Origin of the sequence: Desulfosarcina variabilis str. Montpellier, assembly GCF_048565275.1 — a bacterium.
GTDB classification, from domain to species: Bacteria; Desulfobacterota; Desulfobacteria; order Desulfobacterales; family Desulfosarcinaceae; genus Desulfosarcina; species Desulfosarcina variabilis.
The window spans coordinates 132,516-151,615 of record NZ_CP159846.1 but is presented as its reverse complement, the minus strand read 5'-3'; the positions used below and the strand labels follow the sequence as shown (position 1 = coordinate 151,615).

Annotated in this window: 17 protein-coding genes; 7 read left to right on the top strand and 10 right to left on the bottom strand. The window is 52.7% G+C overall.

Going from position 1 to position 19,100, the window contains the following annotated elements; all coding sequences use genetic code 11:
- Positions 1-40: 40 nt before the first annotated feature.
- The 5 genes from Dvar_RS00710 to Dvar_RS00690 all read left to right on the top strand — a co-directional run bounded on the left by Dvar_RS00710 (position 41) and on the right by Dvar_RS00690 (position 4,877).
- Positions 41-205: an LUD domain-containing protein gene (locus tag Dvar_RS00710; RefSeq protein ID WP_419659812.1), complete on the top strand. Its 165-nt coding sequence runs from the start codon at positions 41-43 to the stop codon at positions 203-205.
- Positions 205-2,352 (top strand): L-lactate dehydrogenase (quinone) large subunit LdhH, encoded by a 2,148-nt coding sequence (gene ldhH, locus Dvar_RS00705; RefSeq protein WP_419659811.1) that lies wholly within the window; start codon positions 205-207, stop codon positions 2,350-2,352. The genes Dvar_RS00710 and ldhH overlap by 1 nt, the downstream gene beginning before the upstream one ends.
- A 129-nt stretch (positions 2,353-2,481) precedes the next feature.
- Entirely contained in the window at positions 2,482-2,787 is a 306-nt protein-coding gene (locus Dvar_RS00700) for a helix-turn-helix domain-containing protein (RefSeq protein WP_419659810.1), read from the top strand.
- The gene (locus Dvar_RS00695; protein WP_419659809.1) at positions 2,784-3,992 is read left to right on the top strand and encodes a type II toxin-antitoxin system HipA family toxin; all 1,209 of its coding nucleotides are present in this window, start codon (positions 2,784-2,786) and stop codon (positions 3,990-3,992) included. Before Dvar_RS00700 ends, Dvar_RS00695 begins: the two co-directional genes overlap by 4 nt.
- 198 nt (positions 3,993-4,190) lie before the next feature.
- Complete coding sequence (locus Dvar_RS00690) at positions 4,191-4,877, top strand: hypothetical protein (RefSeq protein WP_419659808.1); 687 nt, start codon at positions 4,191-4,193, stop codon at positions 4,875-4,877.
- 49 nt (positions 4,878-4,926) lie between these two features.
- On the opposite strand, the gene Dvar_RS00685 is transcribed toward Dvar_RS00690, so the two are convergent.
- Entirely contained in the window at positions 4,927-5,382 is a 456-nt protein-coding gene (locus Dvar_RS00685; RefSeq protein ID WP_419659807.1) for a transposase, read from the bottom strand.
- A 5-nt stretch (positions 5,383-5,387) separates the two neighbouring features.
- Complete coding sequence (locus Dvar_RS00680; RefSeq protein WP_419659806.1) at positions 5,388-5,711, bottom strand: hypothetical protein; 324 nt, start codon at positions 5,709-5,711, stop codon at positions 5,388-5,390.
- A 197-nt stretch (positions 5,712-5,908) separates the two neighbouring features.
- Between Dvar_RS00680 and Dvar_RS00675 the strand changes: the two genes are divergently transcribed.
- Entirely contained in the window at positions 5,909-6,796 is an 888-nt protein-coding gene (locus Dvar_RS00675) for a transposase (RefSeq protein WP_419659805.1), read from the top strand.
- A gap of 170 nt (positions 6,797-6,966) precedes the next feature.
- Here the strand turns inward: Dvar_RS00675 and Dvar_RS00670 are convergent, their stop codons facing one another.
- From Dvar_RS00670 to Dvar_RS00640, 7 genes are all read right to left on the bottom strand, one after another.
- On the bottom strand, positions 6,967-7,830 hold the full coding sequence (locus tag Dvar_RS00670) for a shikimate dehydrogenase family protein (RefSeq protein ID WP_419659804.1): 864 nt from the start codon (positions 7,828-7,830) through the stop codon (positions 6,967-6,969).
- A 513-nt stretch (positions 7,831-8,343) separates the two neighbouring features.
- Positions 8,344-8,733 carry a response regulator transcription factor gene (locus Dvar_RS00665; protein ID WP_419659803.1) on the bottom strand — a complete coding sequence of 130 codons (390 nt, stop codon included), beginning with the start codon at positions 8,731-8,733 and terminating at the stop codon, positions 8,344-8,346.
- 104 nt (positions 8,734-8,837) lie between these two features.
- Positions 8,838-9,779, bottom strand: coding sequence for a methylenetetrahydrofolate reductase (locus Dvar_RS00660; RefSeq protein ID WP_419659802.1), 942 nt, complete (start codon positions 9,777-9,779; stop codon positions 8,838-8,840).
- Positions 9,776-10,402 carry a methylenetetrahydrofolate reductase C-terminal domain-containing protein gene (locus Dvar_RS00655; RefSeq protein ID WP_419659801.1) on the bottom strand — a complete coding sequence of 209 codons (627 nt, stop codon included), beginning with the start codon at positions 10,400-10,402 and terminating at the stop codon, positions 9,776-9,778. Before Dvar_RS00655 ends, Dvar_RS00660 begins: the two co-directional genes overlap by 4 nt.
- A 96-nt stretch (positions 10,403-10,498) precedes the next feature.
- Positions 10,499-10,912: a hydrogenase iron-sulfur subunit gene (locus Dvar_RS00650; protein ID WP_419659800.1), complete on the bottom strand. Its 414-nt coding sequence runs from the start codon at positions 10,910-10,912 to the stop codon at positions 10,499-10,501.
- A gap of 94 nt (positions 10,913-11,006) precedes the next feature.
- Positions 11,007-15,479, bottom strand: coding sequence for an FAD-dependent oxidoreductase (locus Dvar_RS00645; protein WP_419659799.1), 4,473 nt, complete (start codon positions 15,477-15,479; stop codon positions 11,007-11,009).
- A 56-nt stretch (positions 15,480-15,535) separates the two neighbouring features.
- The gene (locus tag Dvar_RS00640; RefSeq protein ID WP_419659798.1) at positions 15,536-16,402 is read right to left on the bottom strand and encodes a methylenetetrahydrofolate reductase; all 867 of its coding nucleotides are present in this window, start codon (positions 16,400-16,402) and stop codon (positions 15,536-15,538) included.
- Between the two features lie 400 nt (positions 16,403-16,802).
- On the opposite strand from Dvar_RS00640, the gene Dvar_RS00635 reads away from it, so the two are divergent.
- On the top strand, positions 16,803-18,167 hold the full coding sequence (locus Dvar_RS00635) for a sigma-54-dependent transcriptional regulator (RefSeq protein WP_419659797.1): 1,365 nt from the start codon (positions 16,803-16,805) through the stop codon (positions 18,165-18,167).
- Positions 18,168-18,177: 10 nt separating this feature from the next.
- Here Dvar_RS00635 and Dvar_RS00630 read toward each other — a convergent pair whose 3' ends face one another.
- Positions 18,178-19,098, bottom strand: coding sequence for an ABC transporter permease (locus Dvar_RS00630; RefSeq protein WP_419659796.1), 921 nt, complete (start codon positions 19,096-19,098; stop codon positions 18,178-18,180).
- Positions 19,099-19,100 lie beyond the last annotated feature (2 nt).

The following is a 19,100-nucleotide window of genomic DNA, read 5'->3' as shown; positions in this document are numbered from 1 at the left end:
CCGTCTAAGGCCCGCTAACCGCGTTGAAAAGTGTCTCAAAATGCTCACATATCTTACCGAGCAGCTTGGCGCCTGGATGAGCGACCCGGCCAATTACACGGCCTTTATTACCGGCGCCAGCCGCACGGCGGATATCGAACGGGTGCTGGCCCTGGGCGTCCACGGGCCCTTGGAACTTCACATCCTGCTCCTGGAGGACAACTGATGCAAACCGCCACGACCCTGAAAGAATACAAGTCCGAAGTTGACAAGGCCCTTAAAAACAAATTCCAGCGAAAGGCGCTGGATAACTTTGCCCGGGCCTATCCGGTGGCCCGGGCCAACGCCTTCGCCGGCATGAATATCGACCAGTTGATTCAGAAAGTGGCCGATATCAAAGGCCAGGCCCTGAGCCGTCTCGACCAGCTGTACGCGCAGTTCAAGGCCAACGCCGAGCAAAAGGGCATTCATGTGCACCTGGCTGCCGATGCCGATGAGGCCAATCGGATCATCGCCGCCATCGCCAAAAACGGCCAGGCCAAAAAAGTGGTCAAGTCCAAGTCCATGACCGCCGAGGAGACCCTGCTCAATCATCACCTCGAGGCCCAGGGCCTTGAAGTGACCGAGACCGACCTTGGCGAGTGGATTATCCAGCTGCGCCACGAAGGCCCCACCCACATGGTCATGCCGGCCATCCATCTGTCCCGCTACCAGGTGGCGGACCTTTTCAGTGATGTAACCGGCAGCAAGCAGGCGTCCGAGATCGAGCGGCTGGTCAAGGTGGCGCGCCGGGAACTGCGCCAGAAGTTCGTGGAGGCGGACATGGGCGTCAGCGGCGCCAATTTCGCCCTGGCCGACACGGCCACCATCGGACTGACCTCCAACGAGGGCAACGCCCGTCTGGTCACGACCCTGCCGCGCATCCATGTGGCCCTGGTGGGCCTGGACAAACTGCTGCCCACCCTGGCGGATGCCCTGCACGTCAACCGGGTGCTGCCCAGAAATGCCACGGGCCAGGCGATCACCTCCTATGTGACCTGGATTACCGGTCCCAACCCTTGCGCGGCTGGTGAGGCCCGCAAGAAGGAGATGCATATCGTCTTTCTGGACAACGGCCGCCGGGCCCTGGCCAAGGATCCGGTCTTTTCCCAGGTGCTGCGCTGCGTGCGCTGCGGGGCCTGCGCCAATGTCTGCCCGGTCTACCGCATGGTGGGTGGGCATCAGCTGGGCCACATCTACATCGGCGCCATCGGCCTGATCGCCACCTACTTTTTCCACGGCCGCGACAAGGCCAAAAACCTGGTTCAGAACTGCATCAACTGCGGTGCCTGCAAGGCGGTGTGTGCCGCCGGCATCGACCTGCCCGGGCTGATCAAGGAAATCCATGCCCGCATCCAGGACGAGACCGACCACCCCCGGTCCAGTGTTTTGCTGGGCAAACTCTTGGGCAACCGCACCCTGTTCCACCGGCTGCTGCGCACCGCCCAGAGGGCCCAGGCCCCGGTGGTCAAGAAAAACGGGTTTATCCGCCACCTGCCCATGATTCTCTCCAAGGAACACAATTTCCGGGCCCTGCCCGCCATTGCCAAGACCCCGTTCCGTGACCGCTGGGACAGGGTCAAAGAAAGCGCGGCCAGCCCCAAATACCGGGTTGCCCTGTTTGCCGGCTGCGTCCAGGATTTTGTCTACCCCGAGCAGCTCGAGGCCGGGGTCCGGCTCATGGCCCGCCACAGCGCGGCGGTGGATTTTCCCATGCAGCAGTCCTGCTGCAGCCTGCCGGCCATGATGATGGGGGAGAAGGCCGCGGCCCGGGATGTGGCCCGAATGAACATGGCGGCCATGGGGGACAAAGGAGTGGATTACATCGTGACCCTTTGCGCATCGTGTGCCTCCCACCTGAAGCACAACTACCCCAAGCTTTTTGAAGACGATCCATCGATGAAGAAAACGGTCCAGCAATTCGCCGACAAAGTGATCGCCTTCAGCACCTTCATGAACGAGAAACTGCAGATGCCGGAAGCCGGGGCAGAGGAGACAGGACCCACGACCACCTACCATGCCCCGTGCCATCTGTGCCGGGGGATGGGTGAGCGCAATGCCCCACATGAACTGATCCGCAAGGCCGGGCTGAACTTTGTGCCGGGGAAAGAGGAGGAGACCTGCTGCGGATTCGGCGGCTCGTTTTCCGGAAAATTCCCGCAGATATCGTCCCAGATTTTGGAGAACAAGCTGGCCGATGTCGAGGCCACCGGCGCCAAGCTGCTGGTCACCGAATGCCCGGGGTGCCTGATGCAGCTTCGTGGCGGCGTGGAGAAAAAAGGTCTCAAGATCGAGGTGAAGCATATCGCCGAAGCGCTGGTGGAAAGAAAATAACAGCATTTTAATACAGACGATCTTCGTCGCACCCAAACCAACAGATGGCCTGCCACACGGCAGGCCATCTTTTTTATTAAAAGAAAAAATATTTTGCCTTGAAACGTTATATGATGATAAAAGCAAATTATGATTTCTGTTGAGATAGAAGAGAAACTGGCCCAGTTGGGGCGGCGGTTGCGTGATGCCCGTTTGAAGCGAAACGAACCGCAACGCGAATTCGCCGTTCGGTTGGGGGTATCCATCCCGACCTTGCGCAAAATGGAGACAGGCGATGCTTCCGTTTCCATCGGGCTGTGGATTGACGCTCTGGAATTGTTGGGCCATCTTGGGGATATCGATCACCTGCTAGCGCCTCGTCAATCGCTTTTTGAGCAATACGACGCAAAGAAAGCAAAGACACGCCAACGGGCGTCCAAAAGGAAGGGATTGTGAATCATATTGCTGTTCGGTTGCGCATGCCAGACGGCAGTACCCTGCCCTGTGGGGAGATGGTCACCAGCGAGCCGGATTCCCGCGGGGTGATGCAAGGCGCGTTTCGCTATGTCAGTGACTACCTGAATCATCCCCAAGCGTTTGCCCTGGACCCCGACCGCCTCCCCCTTTCCGATGAAGAGTTTGCCACCCAACGACCCAGTGGCGTGCATGCCGTGTTCGAAGACGCACTGCCCGACGACTGGGGAAGACGGCTGCTGATTCGCAAAGGCAATCTAAAACGCGGCGAGCAGACCGTACCGCGGATGCTCCAGGTAATGGGCACTGACGGGCTGGGGGCGCTTTCATTTTTTCCCTCCAAAGGTCCGTCCCAAGAACAGCCCTATGCGCAGATGCCGGAGCTTGACCAGCTGATGGAGGCGGCCTATCGCTATGATGCCGGTGAAATTGTTGCGCCCAGCGCCATGTCCCTGCTTTTTCGGGCGGCCAGTTCTCCCGGCGGGGCACGGCCCAAGGCATTGATACGGGATGAAAATGGTGATCAGTGGGTCGCCAAATTCCCGAGTTCCCGGGACCAGTTGGACATGATTGCCATCGAGGCGGGGACCATGGATCTCGCCAGAGCTTGCGGTTTGACCGTGCCTGATTTCTTCGTAGAAAAAATAGGCAGACGATCCGTGCTTTTTGTCAAACGCTTCGATGTTGTCAACGGTGACGGTCGGCGGCATATGATCAGTGCCCAGACGCTGCTGCATGCCGAAGGCTACTATGTGTTGGGGTATGGCGACCTTTTTCAGGCCATGCGCAAGATAACCAGCCAGCCTTCTGAAGATCTGCCGGCATTGTTTCGCCAGATGGTATTCAACGCCGCCGTGGGCAATACCGATGATCATCTCAAGAATTTTACGGTTCTACACGACAACAGCGGTTTTTTTCTCTCCCCGGCCTATGATTTGCTCCCGGATACGGCTCAGCGGCGGGAACACGTCCTTTTTTTTCAAGTCGATCACGTGCCACCGGATCGTGAAACCCTTCTGCGCATGGCCGGCCGATGGCGAATCCGGGAGGCTGGTGAAATCATTGACCGGGTGATTGACGCTGTGTCCGCCTGGCAATCGGTGTTCATCACCCACGGCGTCACCCGAAAAGATATCAAACGGCTGGATGCTTCGATTTCCCTTTGTTTGGGAAAGCTGAGACCCTGAGAGGCTGTTTGAGAAGTCTGGATCAGGTCCGATAACACGGATTTATCAAACAGGCTCTGAGTAAAAGCCGTATTGACACCCACCTACCGGTTTGGCATATTGTTCGTATCGGATTCTTAAAAAGTCCCCCTCTGTCCTGTTCCTGACAACGTTACCTCTCTTTTTTAGCAACCAACTGATCCATTGATTTGATTAGGGATGGCACCATCTTCTAACCGGCCATATTCACTGGGAAAGTGTAACATCGACAAACAAAGCCAAATTGATAGCAAACGGTCACCACCGCTGCTCGGGCGCATTGTCTCACGAGAACGTCTCTTTGATCTTTTGTGTTTAATGCCGCCGACATCTTCCGTTTGGCTCTCTGGACCCGGCGGATCAGGCAAATCCATCACTATCGCCAGCTATCTGACAACCAATAAAATGCCTTGCCTTTGGTATCCGTTCAACGCCGAGGAAAGTGACCCGGCTGGCTTTTTTTATCATATAAGACAGGCCGCCGAACCTATTTTCGACCCAGCTGATCCTGAGTTACCCTTATTTACCCCTGAATATCGACTCGGCCTGGCAACATTCAGCCGCCGGTTTTTTAAAATCCTTTTTCAACTGGTATCGCCACCGTTCTGGTTTGTCCTTGATAACCATCAAGAGATTTCTCCGGAATCACCACTGCAGCATGTCATTGCCGAGGCTATCGAACAAGTGCCCGATGGGATCCCAATCAGCGGGACATTCTATATTCCTTATGTCAACGAAATAATTAATATCGTAAAAACAATTGGTTATAAATGGGCTGGTTCAAAATACGCACCTCTCCTGTTGATTTTAACAAATCAGTTGTTAAATCTTTCCTCACTTCATCGAGATATATTACTTCTTATATGAAGCTGGCAGACCCAGGATTGTCCATTCCTAAATCTATGTTTATAGGTTGTTAAATGGGCTCTGCCAGCAGATAACCAGGATTGAAGGGTTCGTTCTTTTTCAGTATAGTCCAGGCGATCAGGGCGGCTTGATACAGGCCGTAGCGCAGCTCGGCATCATCTCTTTTTGAAAATACCGGAACCTTCTCCTTGCTTTTCTTGCCACTGCGACTGGCGTTGAGATCCAGACCAGCCAGACGGATCACCTGCTTGCGGCTTTTAAACCGCATGGGATTAGCCAGGGCGGAAAGCACCAGGGGGGCAATGTAAGGGCCGAACCCAGGGATGGTCATTAACAGCTTGTACACTGACAAGCGATTACATACGGCCTTTACCTGATCCATGACACTGGCAAGTTGTTCCTCGACAGACTTGAAACGCTCCACCAGCATTGTCGCTTCATATCGTGCAGCATCATCCAAGGGAAGACCGATGGAATGTTCAGCCGCATCGTAGATTTTTCTCAAACGGCTCACCTGACGTCCCCCCCGGTCTGTTGTCGTGACATGGAGGACAAAAACGTCGAACTCGGTTGCGGCAATCTGACGTGGGTCCGGGTACCACCGGACGATGGCCAGATTTTCAGTAATGCACGATCCCCTTCGATGAGCCGGTTAAATCCTGTCAGATCGTTGGTAAAAATCAGGCGCCGCCACAGTGACTGGCCTTTTGGGGTGCCGAAAAAAGCATGGTGCTTGTCCTTGGCAATATCGATTCCGACGATCAGTTGGTTGTCCGAGCCGCGAATTTCAGTACGAAGTTTACAAAACATTTCAAAGCGGGCAATGTCGTCCATTTCTGTGACCTCCTATAATCCTATAAGCCCAATTACTTCTCATTATCTATCAGGAAGTTTTCTATTTTTATACTACTTGTGGAAGTGTATTTTGTAATAATTTTAATATATGACGTTTTTGAATTGTTGACTAATGCTCATCATTGCGATAGCTATATCCCATGCCTCGTTAATCTCGAATCAATACGCCCGGTGCGTTGCAGCATATCATCCTTCGTGGAATCGAAAGGAAGGCTATTTTCAAAGATGACGCCGATCGAGAAAATTTCATCGATCGTCTTGGAAAATTGCTCCTTGATACGGAAACTACATGCTATGCGTGGGCCTTGTTGACCAATCACACCCACCTATTGTTACGTACGGGCGCCACACCCTTGTCTGCGGTGATGCGCCGGTTGCTTACCGGCCATGCGATCTACTTCAATCACCGCCATCGCCGTCATGGACATTTGTTTCAAAACCGCTACAAATCGATTCTCTGCGAGGAATCGGACTACTTGAATCAGCTGGTGGCCTATATCCACTTAAACCCTTTTCGAGCTGGGATCACCGAGACTTTAGCCGCGCTTCAAACCTACCCGTTCACCGGTCACTGCGTGCTCATGGCTTATAAAAGTGCGCAGTGGCAGGATAGCGATTATGTGTTAGGGATTTTCGGAAGGACCATCGCCGAGGCCAGACACCAATACGCAGCTTACGTTTCAACGTGTGCCTTGCAAGGAAATCGTTCGGCGTTGACAGGGGGTGGGCTGGTCCGATCCGCCGGTGGATGGCGGGCAGTAAGGGCGGCCTATAATGAAGTGATTCGTCTGACCAGTGACGAGCGCATCCTCGGCAGCAGCGAGTTTGTCGAACATGCATTTTCAAAGGCGGGTGAGGATTTCGAACGAGGCTTCAAACTCAAAGCTGCTGGAATCGATCTTGATGCGGTTATTGACACCGTATGCGCCCGTTTGGACGTCATGCCCGAAGACCTGAGCAGCCCCAGCCGCCAAATGCCGATTTCTCATGCGCGTAGTATCGTTAGCTATGTGGCTGTTCCGGAGCTGCGCATGAGCGCGGTGCTGCGGTTGCGCGCCGGATGAATGTGGACCGTTCATCTATCACCCGCGCTATCGCAAGGGTGTCAAAAGCGCCGCAGCTCATGGAGATGGTCAGCGCGGTGCTTTCGGTTTTAATGCCGGGAACAAAAAGCAAGTGAATATAGATATAACTCAGCAGAGTTAAGCCTGTTGTATCATTTTTCTGCCATGAGTTATTGAGAAGTGATAAGCGGTCTAAGAAATTCTTCATGAGGGACTTCCTGACCAGTCCACAGCAAAAACGTTCGCCGGGCCTGATAGGCCAATGTGGAGAGTCCGTCCATGAATGGAATCTTGTGGGCATCGGCCAGGGACTGCCAAAGGTTGTCTCGATGACCATAATTAAGATCAAAAATCAGTTGGCAACCATGGATCTGCATATGGGCAATGATCTCACTCAAGGCTTGGCATTCATCCTTGCCGGAAATCGAAGTAGCGTTGATAATGATATCCACCGAGACGGGAAAGTCGGCCAGATCCTTCAGCGATCGTGGGGTACAACTGAAATCATCGGCCAGGCGCTGGGTAGTGGCATGGTTGCGTCCGGCCACGACCACCGATTCGGCGCGCAGCCAGTTGAGGATAAACAAGACTGCCCGGGCGGCGCCGCCCGTACCGATCACCAGCGCTTTTTTACCTGAAATATCAAACTTGACTTCATTGAGCGCATCCATGATGCCGATGGCGTTGGTATTGTACCCCTTGAGCTGGTCGTTTTTGCAGACAATGGTATTGACCGCACCGATAATGTTGGCCCCTTCGGAAAGCACGTCCATAAAGGGAAGCACTTTTTCCTTGAACGGTGCGGTAATGTTGGCCCCTGCAATATTGAGTACACGCAGGCTCTCCAGGGCCTTGCCAAGATCTTCCATGCTGATCATGAAGGGAACATACGCCCCTTTGATACCTGTGCGCCCAATCACCGCGTTGAACATATCGGGCGATTTCGACCGAAACACCCGATGATCGCTGATGATACAAAAAACCTTGGTCTGGTACTCGTAGGTCGAGTCCAGAATTTTCGAAACATGCTCCATCCGTTCGAGTCCGATTGCTGATGATCAATACACAGGCAAAAAGCTAATGGCGCTGCATCGATCGCGGTTTATATTGCTCGGGCGATTAGTCAAGCTCAACAGTGTTAAACAGGCTCTAAGAGCCTGTTTTATAAATCCGTCTAAGGCCCGCTAACGGTGTTGGAAACTGTCTCAAAATGCTCACATATTACAGATATGCTCCGCTTTCGAGCCACTTTCCGCCTTGTTATCGGGCCTGATCCAGACTTCTCAAACAGGCTCCAAGAAAAAGCTTCCGAATCCAGACACAACTACCCCGTGTTTTTTTGATATCGAGCGCGTTGCGGAAAGCTCGTGCTTAAAACTGAATGCGTTGAAAGCGCCTGGATTCGGAAGCAGCCGGTGCAAGATCGAAACCCGCCCCTTTCGGATCATCTTGGATCGTGCACCGGTTGCGGGCCATTTGACGGCATTGAGCGGAAGGTCCGTACTTTCGCCGCGGCTATCGATCGGCCCGGTTGGTTAGTGGTCAGATTAAAGGTTTAAAAGCCCCTTCAGGCTTTCCGTAATTTCCTCAGCAGAGGCTGGCTTCGGAAGATAATCATCGGCTTCCATACTCATTCCATCGTAATGGGAGTAGCGGGTAGAAGAAACGTGGGATGCCACGGCCGTGAGCATGACGATGGGAATATCGGCATAGGCCTTGTCGCTCTTCAACTCCTTGCATACCTCGTAGCCGTCTTTTTCCGGCATCATGACATCCAGCACGATCGCATCCGGTGGGTTGGCTTTGACTTTCTCTAATCCTTGGATGCCGTCGTACGCAACCTCAACCTCGAAACCCTCTTTTTCCAAATTACCTTGAACGATAGAACAGAAATCGGGCTCGTCATCCACCACTAAAATACGCTTTTTTTCGCTCATAAGAGTTCTCCTTTATTCCAAGCTGATTGTTAATTCATCAGCAGCCTGAGCTTCTTTTTTATTTTACCGGTCAGAAACAGGGTATGTCTGATCGAACCGGCGATTTAGTCAACAGTCGGCCTGGGCAGCACACCCGCCCGTTCGGCGATTTCCGGCACCTTATGCTCCCATTCAATGGCCATCAGGTGAACACCGGCCACGCCTTCCATATCCTTGAACTCTTCAATCTGTTCGATGGCAAACTTGATGCCTTCCTCGGCCTGTTTCCCCTTGCCTGCATCCTGCAGACGCTTGATCAACTCTTCGGGAACGTCCATCCCCGGTACCATCTTGGCCATGTACTGGGCCATGCGGGCACTCTTCATGGGCGTTACCCCGGCAAGAATATAGGATTTCTCGGTCAGCCCCATATCCACCGCCTTTTTCATGAAATCGCGAAAACGCGGCATGTTATAGATACACTGGGTCTGGATGAAATCTGCCCCGGCATCGATTTTGTTGGCCAGGCGATAAATCCGGAACTCATAAGGATCGGCAAAGGGATTGGCCGCTGCGCCGATAAACATTTTTGGCGGTTCGTCGATATCTTCCTCATTGAGAAATTTGCCTTCATCGCGCATTTTTTTGACCATGGCGATAAGTTGCATGGAGTCGATATCGTAGACATTTTTGGATTGCGGATGATTACCAAATTTCTGGTGGTCGCCGGAAAGGCATAGCATATTTCTCACGCCAAGTGAGTAAACACCGAGAATATCGGCCATCATGGCCAATCGGTTACGATCCCGGCAGACCATCTGGAAATTGGGCTCGATGCCGTTGGACACCATGATCGCCGATGCTGCCGCGCTGGACATGCGTACCACGGCGGTCTGGTTGTCGGTGACATTCACCGCATCCACCTTGCCCCGCAAATGTTCGAACTTTTCTTTAAGGTGTTCGACATTGGCACCCTTGGGTGGTCCGCATTCACCGGTAAATGCAAAGTGGCCAGCCTTGAGCACCTTCTCTAGGTTGCTTCCTGATTTGAGACCGTTATTGCTCATTGCACCAACTCCTCCCTTATGCTTTTACGGGGACCGCCGTCTCTTGCCGTCTGCCAATCCTTAGCCGGTCGGATTTTACGCAAATCCTCCAGGCGCCCCTGTTCCATCTTTTTTTTCACGATGGTGTCCCAGATACACTCCACATCCTTGGAAATTTCGCACTTACCATGGGCACTACCGCCGCATGGTCCGTGCTGAAGACTTTTTGAACAACGCGCGATCGGACACAGTCCATCGTAGTTATGAATGATGCAGTTTCCACAACCAGCGCAGCGCTCTTCCCAAATGCCGTGTTGAACAGCGCCGCCGAAAAATTTGGTGTTCACCGCCGGTAAAAACGTTTGTCCGGGATAGGCTTCGGAAAGGAATTGCGGGCCCACACCGCACGCCATGGAGAGAACGGCATCATATTGATCGTAAACATCTCGAATTTGCTCAATGTACTCTGGGTCGCACTGCCGTTCTATCGTCTTCTCATCAATTTCGATTGGATTGCCCTCTTTTTTGCGGGCAATTTTGAGTGTCGCCGCTAAAACGCCAACCTCTTTGGCCCCCCCCACGTTGCATACGGTGACACATCCCTTACAACCGATGAGAAGAATTTTGTTGTACGGTTTGATCATGTCTGTTATCTCTTCTAGAGATTTTCGATCAGCAACTATCATAGCTTCACCTCTTTTGGGTCCCCTTGCGGCTACGCCAAGCCGCCTGACCGTGGTTTAGGATTGAATCGGAGTGGGTCCAAGCTTCCTTATTTTTTCAGTCATCTCGGTTGCGATTTCGGCAAACCGGGGACCTTCGGCTGAAGAAAGATTGTACATTTGCACCCGCTCCGGCTCGATGCCCAGCTCCTTAAGGGTTCGCTGAACGTACTCGACTTTCCTTCTGGTTTTGAGATTTCCTTCCAGGAAATGACATTCACCTTCCAGTCAGCCAGCCACATAGACGCCGTCGGCGCCGCGCTCTATCGCCGTTAACAGATGAACAATATCTACACGGCCGCTGCACGGCACCTGAATCACCTTTACGTTGCTTGGATAATTCAAGCGCATGGAACCAGCCAAGTCTGCCGCAGCATAGGCGCAATACTTACAACAGTAGGCCAAGATCTGGGGTTCAAAGGTTTCATTCATGATCTTTCTCCAATGATGTTAAGGGGTTTTGGAAAAGGGCGCCCGGAGTTCTCAGGCTGCCGGTTGTGTTGGCGCCCTGTTCCCAATCTTTTTATCAGGCCGCTTCTACTTTGTTTTTCTGGAAAAGGGCGGCCGTTTTGGCGATAAGCTGTTCATCGGTAAAATGCTTGAGCTCGATGGCCTTGCCCGGACATTCTGAGACACAGCATCCGCAGCCATGGCATTCCGCCGCTTCGATCACCGCATGTCCTTCCTCACCAATGTAAGGAATATGATAGGGGCAGGTCCGCACACAGGTGTTGCAGACCGCGCATTTATCCGGGTCCACGACAGCCACCACACCACCAACCATGATGGCATCACGGGAAAGGATGGTCATGGCCCTGGATACCGATGCCCTGGCCTGGGCGATACTTTCTTCAAGGGGTTTGGGGTAATGGGCCAACCCAGCCATAAAGATACCCTCGCTGCCAAAATCCACGGGTCTCAGCTTGGCATGGGCCTCCACCAGGAAACCATCGGCATTGGTCGGCACCTTGAACAGTTCAAACAGATCTTTGTTCTCATTGGGCAAAATGGCAGTGGCCAGCACCAGAAGATCCAGATTCAGTTCTACAGGCATCTGCAGGACATGGTCGCGCAACTTCACGCTGAGCCTGCCGTTTACGGCAGTACTGACATCCGGCATGTTGTCTTCCAGATTGTAGCGCATGAAGATCACGCCTTTTTCCCGGGCTGTCTTGTAAAGCTCTTCACGGAACCCGTAAGAGCGGATATCCCGGTAAATGATATAAACGTTCATATCCGGATTGCGCTCCTTCAGGTTCAGTGCGCTTTTCAGCGAATGGGTACAGCACAGCCGGCTGCAGTAGGGCCGCTCGTGCGTTCGTGAACCGACGCACTGGATGAAGGCAATGCTTTCGGCCTTGGCGATTCGTTCGTCATCGGACGCCATCGCCGCATCCATGTCAAAATGGGTCAGTACATTGGGATTCTGTCCGTACAAATACTCGGTCGGTCTATACTCCTTCCCACCGGTGGCGATGATCGTGGCGCCATGCTCCACCACCGTCTGGGTCAGGGTTTCACCGGAAGTCATCAGGGTTGAAGTAAAATTGCCCATGATGCCGGTGGTCTCCACAGGTTCGGTTTTAATGAAGACCCGGATGTTCTCGTGCTCACGTACTTTTTCGATCAGCGTTTCCAGGTAAGGCTTCACGGCCTCACCCTGCCAGGTCGTCAGTAGCTTGTGCGCCACACCGCCGAGTACTTCGCTGCGCTCTACGAGAAATACCGGTATCCCCTGGTCGGCAACGCCCAGGGCCGCTTCCATTCCGGCGACACCGCCGCCCACCACCAGGACCTTCTGCACCACCTCCAAACGAACCTGATGCAAAGGCTCAATGTATGCGGCCTTGGCCACCGCCATACGCACCAGATCCTTGGCTTTGGCCGTGGCCCGTTCGGGATTGTTCATATGCACCCAGGTGTTCTGGTCGCGGATGTTGGCCATTTCAAACAGGTACTTGTTCAGGCCGGCATCGCGGATGGTTTCCTGGAACAGCGGCTCGTGGGTACGCGGCGAACAGGAAGCCACAATCACGCGATTGATGTTGTTCTCCTTGATCACTTCTTTCATCTTGTCCTGCGTATCCTGGCTGCAGGTAAAAAGGTTATCCTCCACATGCACCACGTTGGGCAGGCCCCGCGCATATTCTCTGACTGCGGGCACATCGGCCACACCACCGATGTTGATCCCACAGTTGCACACAAACACACCGATGCGCGGCTCCTGGCCGGAAACATCGATTTCCGGCGGCAATTCCTTGGTCCGAATCAATGATCCACGTGCCGCGGCCAGCGGTCCGGTCGCCGTGGATGCCGCGGCCGAGGCTTCCATGACCGATTGCGGGATATCCTTGGGCTCCTGGAAGGCCCCACAGACAAACACACCCGGGCGGCTGGACGCCACCGGTTCGAGCGTCTTGGTGGCGGCATGCAGGTGCTGGTTCAGATCGATGTCCATGATTTTGGCCAGCTTGACAGACTCCTTGTTGGGCGCCAGGCCGACGGCCAGCACGACCATATCGAAATCTTCTTCCTTGATTTCTCCTTCTTCGGTCACATAGCGCAGCCGCAGGTTATCATCTTCCGCCGGATCAATGGTGTGCACCTTGGACCGGATGAAGCGCACCCCTTTTTCTTCTTTGGTACGCATGTAGTACTTTTCAAAGTCCTTGCCGTAGGTGCGCATATCCATGAAAAAAACCGCCGTATCCAGCGGCTTATCGCTGTGCTCTTTGGCGATGACGGTCTGTTTGTTGGTGTACATGCAGCATACCGAGGAGCAATAGCTATGATCCGAACAATTGATATCTCGCGAGCCGACACACTGCAGCCAGGCAATCTTGTCCGGCTCCTTGTGATCCGATGGCCGTACCAGATGTCCTTCAAACGGACCCGATGCACTGAGAATTCTCTCAAACTCAAGACTGGTGACGACATTGGGATGGGATGCATAAGCATAGGTCTTATGCGCCGAGGGATCAAACGGGGTAAATCCGGGCGCGAGAATGATGGCGCCCACGTTAATGGTTTTTTCCTCGGCAATCATGTCGTGATTGACGGCATTGGCAAGACAGGCGTCCACGCACTGATAACATTCCGAGCAAAGTCCGCATTTGAGGCAGCGCTGGGCTTCAGCTTTGGCCTCCTCCTCATTGAAGCCAAAAGACACTTCGAGGAAATTGCATTCCCGCGCCTCCGGATCCAGACAGCGAACGGTGGTACGCGGTATTTTGGGTTCCTGGCTCACATCGGGTTTATAAAAGTCCCACTCTTTCTCACGACCTTCGGTAAGATCCAACCCGTTAATGAAGCGGTGAATGCTTTCAGCGGCTTCCTTGCCACAAGAAACCGCGTCAACCACGGATTTGGGACCATAAAAGGCGTCTCCACCGGCAAAGACCCAATCAATGGGGGTCTGCAGCGTGACCGGATCGGCCTCCAGACCGCCGGGACGTGAAATGGCGATGCCCTGCTCTTTGATGCCGTCCAGATTGGTGCTCTGCCCAATGGCGACGATCACCGTGTCGCCAAAAAACGGCTGGCACGCATCATCATTGTAGCTCGGATTGAACCGACCATCGCCATCAAAAACCGCTGTACAGGTCTTGAATTCTATCCCCGAAACACGCAGATTTTTATCGATAAAAAACGACTTGGGTCCAAAGCTGTTGACGATGTTGATATCGCTCTCAAGGGCTTCTTCGATTTCGTGCTCCCAGGCCGGCATCTCTTCGCGCTTTTCCAGACAGATGAGTGTGACGTTTTTGGCACCTTTGCGTTTGGCGGTCAGGGCCACGTCGATGGCCACGTTTCCGCCACCGACCACAATGACATCCTCGCCCAGATCGAAGTCCTTGCCCATGGCCGCCTCACGCAGAAAATCTACGCCTTGAAGCACACCGGCAACATCTTCATTGTCCACCCCCAGGCGGCGACCTCCATGCAGACCGATGGCCATAAAACAGGCGCTGTACCCATCTTTTTTCAGGCTTTCCAGGGTGACATCCGACCCAAAGGCAACACCGCATTGAATGTCAGCCCCCATCTGGCGAACCACATCAATTTCTTCGGCCAGAATATCACGCGGCAGACGGTACTCCGGAATACCGTAGCGCATCATGCCTCCCGGTTCAGGCATCTTCTCAAAAATGGTCACGGCGTAGCCTTGCTGCAGCAAAAAGTAGGCGGCCGTGATACCCGCCGGTCCGGAACCGATAATGGCCACTTTTTCGTCACGTTTTTCAGCTGTTATTTCGGGAATGAACGTCTCACCACTTTGCTTCTCATAGTCTGCCAGAAAGCGGTGAAGTTCTCTAATTGCCAAAGGCTCATCCACATCGTTGCGTGAGCACTGGCTTTCACAGGGGTGATGACAAACACGTCCACAAACCGCTGGAAAAGGATGGTCTTTTTTGAAGAGTGCCAAGGCTTCCTTGTAACGACCGTCATTGATCAGGGCGATATAGCCTTGAATACTCACATGCGCCGGACAGGTGGCCTTACAGGGAGCAGTGCCACGTTTATCAATCGCATATGCACTGGGCATCCCCTGGGGATAGAGTTTGAAGGCCGCTTTGCGATCCCGCAAGCCTTCATCGAACATGTTGGGGGTTTCGATGGGACAGGCTTTGGCACACTCACCGCAGGCCGTGCATTTATCCATCTCAATGTAGCGGGCATTCTGACGCAGTTTGACCGTAAAGTTGCCAACATCACCGCTAACTTCTTCGATGTCGGTCAGAGTCATCAGGTCAATGTTCAAATGCCGCCCGCACTCGACCAGCTTAGGAGAAATAATACACATGGAGCAGTCATTGGTGGGAAATGTTTTGTCCAGCTGCGCCATCACCCCACCGATGGCGGACTTGGCCTCCGTCATATGAACAAAATAGCCGGAATCCGCCAGATCAAGTGCCGCCTGTATGCCGGCAATACCGCCGCCGACCACTAACACACTACCGACGACGTCTTTGTTTTGGGAATTTATTTTTTCTGCCATTATGCGTTCCTCGTGAAAAATTGATGGTTGAAGGGTTGTCGTTTTACCGCCACGGTTCAAACCATATCCATCAGCTTTTGCAGTTTATCCTCCCATCCCATGGCTGATATGAGAACACCGGCAAACCCTGCTTCCTTTAATGCATTAATGGTTTCCGATGCGATGGTGAGACTTTCGATGGCTTTGTCCGGTGCGTGCATCATGCGTTTAATCAGTTCTTGAGAAACGGTCACATTCAGATGCCGGTTCAGATAGCGCGCCATGCCGACAGACTTGAGAAGCATAACGGTGGGCAGAATACGGTTTTGTTTAATGTCAACCTTTTCCATGAACGCTGCAAAAGCCTCGGAATCGAACACCGGCGGAGCGATGAAAAAATCGACACCAGCCTCTTTTTTTGCTTCCATGATGGCGAGTTCCTGATCAAGCGCCTCTCCCGTTGCCCTCGCATTGACGCGGGCCCCCACCAGAAAATCCGGTGCGCCGGAAAGATCACTGCCTGCCATATCCTTACCCGTCTGAAGGGTAGCAACCGTTTTCAAAAGCGTGAGTAAATCAATGTCATTCACCGCTTTGGTCTGGTGGTGATCGCCAAGGCTTGGATCTTCTCCGGAAACAGCCATCACGTTGATAATCCCGCAAGCATATGCCGCCAATAAATCAGCCTGAAGCGCAATCCGGTTACGATCGCGGGCATTCACCTGCATGATGGTTTCCAACCCTTTGCTTTGCAGTATCATGGCGCCGCCAAGTGCACTCATGCGCATGACGGCATTGCCCATTTCCGGCACAAGAAAAGCATCCACGGCTTTACCGACACGCGTTGCACTGTTTACCATTGCCGACACATTCACCCCTTTTGGCGGCTGCATCTCTGCAAGAATGGCGAATTTGCCGACATCAAATTTGTTTTTTAAATGCATAAGCCAATCCCCTTATGGTTGGTGCGAAAAAGAAGTGGTAACCGTTAATCAAATAAGGACGAGTCAAAACTTTATATAAAACAGGAAGGCGAGATCCCCCTCCCCAAGTGCCGGAAAAAGCCAATAGTGGCCAAAATGCAACGAATCTTTCCATTATGGAACAGCAATCCTTGTGCCATAAATCGCATTCATTCGTTATATTTAAATTATTATGTTTTATTACAGATAGTTAAGTTTAAATCAGATTCCATAGCATCAAATTTATCAGCGAATTAACCCTCTCGACAACTGTTCCAAAATGGAGTATATAGCCAATTATCAAATGATAAATTAGTAGGTTAGGAGATTAATGCCAATTTGGAATAGTCCATTTTGGAATATCATCAACAGGTGAAAGAAGATGACCAACACCGTAGTGGTTATTGATGACGATCGAGACTATTTGGAGATACTGGGCAGAAAACTGGCCGAGATTGGGTTCAAGCGTGTACGGCTGGAAGATAATTCCCTGAAAATCGCTGAAGAATTTGAAAATGGCCAATCGTTTGATCTGGCCTTGATCGATATTACTATGCCGGAAATGGATGGCGTGTCGCTTCTGGAGGCAATTAAATCCAATTCTCCATCCACCGAATGCATCATGATCACGGCCATCAATGAAGCCCGTATTGCCGTTGAATGTCTGAACAAGGGCGCCTATGACTATCTTGTCAAACCAGTGGCAACAGAAGATCTTTCGCTGGCCATCAAACGAACGCTCGAACGGAAGCGACTTCTGGATCTCTTGGACCTTGAAAAGCGTGATGAATTGCCGACTCTTGAAAACGAGGCCCCTTTCAAACCCATTGTTACCCAATCCAAGAAGGTGCTTCGCATCCTCAAGGAAGCCGAACTGCATGCTTCCAGTCAAGTGCCTGTGTTAATCACCGGCGAGAGTGGAACAGGCAAGGAACTATTGGCCCGAGCGATTCACGGCGCCAGTCCACGTGCCCAACATCCATTCACTCCGATTAACATGGCCTCCCTGACCAGTTCATTATTCGAAGCCGAATTTTTTGGTCACACCAAGGGCGCTTTCACCGGCGCGGATACCGGCCGCGTCGGGTACCTGGAATACACCAACCATGGTACACTTTTTCTGGATGAAATCGGGGACCTTCCCCTTCCCCTGCAAGGAAAATTGTTACGCGTGCTTCAAGATGGAGAATACTCTAAACTGGGATCAAGCAGCCGGCAACAGGTAGACCTGCGGTTCATCGCTGCAACCAATGAAAACCTGGAACAAATGATTGCCCAAAAGCGCTTTCGCAAAGACCTCTACTACCGCATTCGCGGAGGCTGGCTTCACCTGCCACCGCTGCGTGAGCGCAAGGAAGACATCTTTTTATTGACTCGCAAATTTCTCGAAAAATACTATGATGTCAACAATAATGGGTTTATCGAAAAAGGCGCACTGGAACTGTTGATGCGTTACCCCTACCCTGGCAATATCCGAGAACTCAAATCCATTCTACAATCAGCGGTGAATCTTGCTCATGGAGAGGCCATCCGGGAAACACATCTTCCATCGCATATTATGGCGTCGCTCAAAACGTGTGCAGAGGAGCCTGCCGTAGAGCCGATCAAACCCTTGTCAGAAGTGGAAAAGGCGCACATTCTAAAAGCCTATAAACAAACCAATGAAAACAAATCCAAAACTGCCAGGCTGCTTGGCATCGGCCTGAATACCTTAAGGCGTAAACTGGACAGTTATGGAGTGGTGTAGATGGCAGGTTTTAGCGCTCACCGCGTCGGTAGGGCTCGGCCAGCATGGCCGGCGCATTGAGCCGGCGACGGTCGCGCAGGCTGCCAACCAGAAGAACAAGCAGGGTCGCGATATAAGGCAGCATGGCCAAAAAATTGGGCGAAATACCGAGGGGCTGTAGCAGGTACTGAAGAACAAAGATACCACCAAACAAAAACGCACCAATGATGGCCCGCAGGGGATTCCACAGGGCGAAAATCGTCAAGGCGATGACGATCCAGCCACGACCGGCGGTCATGCCCTCAATCCATGATTTGCTGTAAGAAATGGAAAGGTGGGCCCCTGCCATGGCGGAAAATCCACCGCCGACAATCACCGACCAATAACGGATCAACGCAATATTGACCCCTTGTGTCTCCGTGGCTTGTGGATTCTCACCCGCCGAGCGGATGCGAATTCCAATCAACGTATATTCCAATATAAACCACATACCAATGGCTAAGGCGATGGCCAGGTAAAAAAAAGGGCTCTGGTTAAACAGTACCGGTCCCACCAGCGGAATATCGGCAAGCAGTGGAACGGGCAGCGCATTGATCTTTACGGCCAGCGGTTTTCCCACATAAGGTTTTCCCAACAATCCGGCGATGCCCAATCCCAGCATGGTCAGGGCCAATCCCGAAACCACTTGATTGGATTGCAGGCTCACGGAAGTGAACGCATGGACAAGGGAGATCAACATGCCCGCTGCAATCGCCACACAAAGCCCCAGCCAGGGATTGCCCGTGTGATGGGTCACGATAAAAGCGCTCACGGCACCCACTGCCATAACCCCTTCCACTCCCAAATTGAGAATACCGGAGCGTTCACAGATAATCTCGCCAACCGTGCCAAGCAGCAGTGGCGTGCCGGCAACCAATGTTCGCTCTGCAACGGAAATGACAATCTCTTCCATGG